The following is a 4791-nucleotide window of genomic DNA, read 5'->3' as shown; positions in this document are numbered from 1 at the left end:
CGCGCCGCCTGCCGGCCGCCGAGCCCGCCGCGACGATCCGCGTGCGCGGCGCGCGCACCCACAACCTGAAGAACATCGACCTCGACATCCCGCGCCTGCAGCTGGTGGTGATCACCGGGCTGTCGGGTTCGGGCAAGTCGAGCCTGGCCTTCGACACGCTGTACGCCGAGGGCCAGCGCCGCTACGTCGAGAGCCTCAGCGCCTATGCGCGGCAGTTCCTGCAGTTGATGGACAAGCCCGACGTCGACGTGATCGAGGGCCTGTCGCCGGCGATCAGCATCGAGCAGAAGGCCACTTCGCACAACCCGCGCTCGACCGTCGGCACCGTCACCGAGATTCACGACTACCTGCGCCTGCTGTACGCCCGCGCCGGCACGCCGTTCTGCCCCGACCACGAACTGCCGCTGCAGGCCCAGAGCGTGAGCCAAATGGTCGACGCGGTGCTGGCGCTGCCCGAGGACACGCGCTGATGATCCTGGCGCCGGTGCTGCGCGAGCGCAAGGGCGAGCACGGCGAGCTGTTCGAGGACATGCAGGCGCGTGGCTACGTGCGTTTCCGCATCGACGGTGCGGTGCACGAGATCACCGACCTGCCCAAGCTGAAGAAGAACGAGAAGCACGACATCGACGTGGTGATCGACCGGCTCAAGGTGCGGCCCGAGATGGGACAGCGCCTGGCCGAGAGCTTCGAGGCCGCGCTGCGTTTCGCCGACGGCCGCGCGATCGCGTGGGAAATGGATTCCGGCCAGGAACACCTGTTCTCCGCGAAGTTCGCCTGCCCGATCTGCAGCTACTCGCTGGCCGAGCTGGAGCCGCGGCTGTTCTCGTTCAACTCGCCGGCGGGCGCCTGCCCGAGCTGCGACGGGCTCGGCGAGGTGACGGTGTTCGACCCGGAGCGCGTGGTCGCCTTCCCGTCGCTCAGCCTCGCCAGCGGCGCGATCAAGGGCTGGGACCGGCGCAATGCCTACACGCACTCGATGCTGGAGAGCGTGGCGCGGCACTACGGCTTCGACACCGACACGCCGTTCGAGCAGCTCGCGCCCGAGCACCGGCAGGTGCTGCTGCACGGCTCGGGCGAGACCGAGATCGCCTTCGTCTACGCCAGCGAGGCCGCGAGCGGCAAGAAGCGCAGCGTGAAGCGCTCGCATCCCTTCGAAGGGATCATCCCTAGCTTCGAGCGACGCTACCGCGAGACCGACTCGGTCGCGGTGCGCGAGGACCTGGCGCGCTACCAGGCCGCCAAGCCCTGCCCCGACTGCCACGGCACGCGGCTGCGGCGCGAGGCGCGCCACGTGAAGCTGGTCGACGTGGCGAGCGGCACGGCGCGGCCGATCTACGAGATCGCGCACGCGACGCTGCGCGAGGCGCAGCAGGTGTTCGACGGGCTGCGGCTGCAGGGCGCGAAGGCGGAGATCGCCGACAAGGTGGTGCGCGAGATCTCGTCGCGGCTCAAGTTCCTGAACGACGTGGGGCTCAACTACCTGAGCCTGGACCGCAGCGCCGACACGCTGTCGGGCGGCGAGGCGCAGCGCATCCGCCTGGCCAGCCAGATCGGCTCCGGCCTGACCGGCGTGATGTACGTGCTCGACGAGCCCAGCATCGGCCTGCACCAGCGCGACAACGACCGGCTGATCGCGACGCTGAAGCACCTGCGCGACATCGGCAACAGCGTGCTGGTGGTGGAACACGACGAGGACATGATCCGCGCCGCCGACCACGTGATCGACATGGGCCCGGGCGCCGGCGTGCACGGCGGCCGCGTGATCGCGCAGGGTGCTTCGCGGACGTATGCGCGGCGCCCGAATCGCTGACCGGCCAGTACCTCGCCGCGCGCTGCGCATCGCGGTGCCGCGGCAGCGCACGCCGTGGCGCAGCGACGCCACGCCGCACATCGACGCTGTCGCCGCGGCCGGCCTGCCGCCGCGCAAGGCCGGCAAGAATGAACCCACGCCCGGCCAGCGGGCCTGGGCCGAACGCGGTGCGATCACCGCGCTGCGCATCGCCGGCGCGCGCGGCAACAACCTCAAGGGCGTGAGCGTCGAGATCCCGGTCGGCCTGCTGACCTGCGTGACCGGCGTGTCGGGTTCCGGCAAGAGCACGCTGGTCAACGACACGCTGTACGCGGCGGTGGCGCGCAAGCTCTACCAGAGCCATCTCGACCCGGCGCCGCATGACGAGATCGACGGCATCGAGCACTTCGACAAGGTGATCAACGTCGACCAGAGCCCGATCGGCCGCACGCCGCGCTCCAACCCGGCGACCTACACCGGCCTGTTCACGCCGATCCGCGAGCTGTTCGCCGAGGTGCCGGCGGCGCGCGAGCGCGGCTACGGACCGGGCCGCTTCTCGTTCAACGTGGCCGGCGGGCGCTGCGAGGCCTGCCAGGGCGACGGCGTGCTGAAGGTCGAGATGCACTTCCTGCCCGACGTCTACGTGCCCTGCGACGTCTGCCATGGCAAGCGCTACAACCGCGAGACGCTCGAGGTGCTCTACAAGGGCAGGAACATCACCGAGGTGCTGAACCTCACGGTGGAGGACGCCCACGCCTACTTCAGCGCCGTGCCGAGCATCGCGCGCAAGCTGCAGACGCTGCTCGACGTGGGCTTGGGCTACATCACACTGGGGCAGAGCGCCACGACGCTGTCGGGCGGCGAGGCGCAGCGGGTCAAGCTCGCGCTCGAGCTGAGCAAGCGCGACACCGGCCGCACGCTCTACATCCTCGACGAGCCGACCACCGGCCTGCACTTCGCCGACATCGACCTGCTGCTGAAGGTGCTGCACCAGCTGCGCGACGCCGGCAACACCATCGTCGTGATCGAGCACAACCTCGACGTCATCAAGACCGCCGACTGGCTGATCGACATGGGTCCCGAAGGCGGCGCCGGCGGCGGCCAGGTGGTGGCGGTGGGCACGCCCGAGGACGTGGCCGCCAATCCGGCGAGCCACACCGGGCGCTACCTGCGGCCGCTGCTGGGCGAATAGCCCTCGGTGTCCCGCCCTCTCCCCCGCACGTGGGAGAGGGTCTCGCGAGAATCACTCCACCAGCCGGATCTCCACGCGACGCGCTTCCGGCGCGGCGCCGTCGCCCAGCGTCACGTCGGGCTTGCGCAGCGCGATGCGCGCCGCGTCCACGCCCTCGGCCACCAGCGCCGCACGCACGGCCTTCGCGCGCGCCTTGGCGAGTTCGGCGTTCAGAGCCGCAGCACCGCTGGCGTCATGAAAGCCCGACAGCACGACGCGCTGCTGAGGCGCGTCCTTCACGGCCTGGATCGCCTTGTCCAGCGCCACCAGCGCGCCGTCCGGCAGCACGGCCTGGCCGACCGCGAAGTAGACCGTACCGACCACCTCGCCCTCGAGCGGACCGTCGACGAAGGCCAGCGTCTCGGTGCCCGCCACGGCCTGCGCTCCATCACCGCCCGCAGCGGCGTTCATCGCCCGGATCGCGAGGCCGCCGATCAGGCCGGCCACCACCAGGAACACCACGGCCAGGGCCGTCCAGACGCCGATGCGCGTGCCTTCATCCTCTTGATCGAACATGTTCGTGCTGCCTTGGCAGATCCGTTGTTGAGCGAAGCGCGATTCTAGGGAGCGAAGGTGACGGGGGCCGCACGAGGCCCGCCCCCGGTCCGAGGCTTCGCAGGATTGACGGGCTGCGCGGCCGAAGCTACATCGGCGCATGAAGCGCGGTTCACGCGCTCCCTGGAGACACCATGGCCCGCAAGTCCACCGCCAGGAGCGGTCGCGCCGCCCCGATTCCCACCCACGGCAAACGCAGCTTCGATCTGTGGTGCGACGCCCATCTGGCCGACGGCGCCAGCGTGCAACGCCAGCAGCGCGGCAGCGCCGGCGCGGCGTCGCGCGGGCTCGACGCCGTGCAGCTGGGCAAGGCGGGCGCCGTGCTGGAGGTGCGCTTCGCCGACGGCTCGGTGTTCTACACCGACCCGGTCGAGTTCGCTGCCCGCCACGGCCGGCAGCCGGCCGCACAGCGCGGTGTCGCGAACGGCGCACCGACCATCGAGCTGCCGTTCGACCTGGCGAGCAGCCCGCGCTCCCGCTCGCGCGGCGGCGCGCCCGGCGCCCCGGTCGAGCGCTACACGGTGAGCGAGCTGACCGACCCGACCAGCCTCGACAAGCTCTACGACTTCGGTGCGATCCTCGGCCGCAGCGTCGCGCGCTGGTTCCCAGGCAACGCCGCGGCCGACTTCCCGCTCGCCGCGAAGCTGTGCGCGGCGTTCGAGAACGCCAGCCTGCACGACGCGCTGGGCGATGCGGGTGGCGTGCTGCTGCGCTGGGTCGACGGCAGCTGGCAACCCGCCGGCAGCCTGCCGCTGAGCGACGCGAAGGACAGCGTGCTGCTGTTCCTGCACGGCACCGCGTCGTCCACCGAGGGCAGCTTCGGTGCGCTGTGGGCCGGCCCCGGCAACTCCGGGGCGCGAGACGCAGAACGGCCAGGCGACTTCACCGCGCTCGCTGCGCGCAGCACGCTGCTGGCCTGGGAGCACCGCAGCCTCACCCGCAGCCCGGTCGACAACGCGCACGGCCTGGTCGGCGCGCTGCTGGCCGCGCTGCCGGACGACCGCGTCTTCACGGTCGACGTGGTTTCGCATTCACGCGGCGGTCTGGTGGGCGAGCTGTTCGCGCTGCGCAGCGCGCCGACGCTGGAGCAGGCGCAGCGCCACTTCACCGCGTCCTACGCCGGCCGCGAGGGCCAGCCGTCGCACCCCGATGCGCCGCTGCTGCGGCCACTGTTCACCGCGCTGGCCGGCGCGGCCCAGCGGCTGCGGCCGGGCTG

At 71.4% G+C, this 4791-nt stretch carries 1 protein-coding gene and 2 pseudogenes; 2 read left to right on the top strand and 1 reads right to left on the bottom strand.

All coding sequences use genetic code 11. The features are described 5' to 3' along the window. Positions 1 to 8 precede the first annotated feature (8 nt). A pseudogene (gene uvrA / locus Y694_RS19780) lies at positions 9 to 2981 on the top strand (excinuclease ABC subunit UvrA). Positions 2982 to 3032: 51 nt separating this feature from the next. On the opposite strand, the gene Y694_RS19775 reads toward uvrA, so the two are convergent. Next, entirely contained in the window at positions 3033 to 3536 is a 504-nt protein-coding gene (locus Y694_RS19775) for an OmpA family protein (RefSeq protein WP_036235694.1), read from the bottom strand. Positions 3537 to 3709: 173 nt separating this feature from the next. On the opposite strand from Y694_RS19775, the pseudogene Y694_RS19770 reads away from it, so the two are divergent. After that, a pseudogene (locus Y694_RS19770) lies at positions 3710 to 4791 on the top strand (hypothetical protein); the annotation flags it as partial.

The sequence above is a fragment of the Methylibium sp. T29-B genome (genome assembly GCF_000576225.1).
GTDB lineage: Bacteria > Pseudomonadota > Gammaproteobacteria > Burkholderiales > Burkholderiaceae_C > Methylibium > Methylibium petroleiphilum.
Note: the sequence above shows the minus strand (reverse complement) of the source record. Positions and strands in the feature narration are given on the sequence as shown.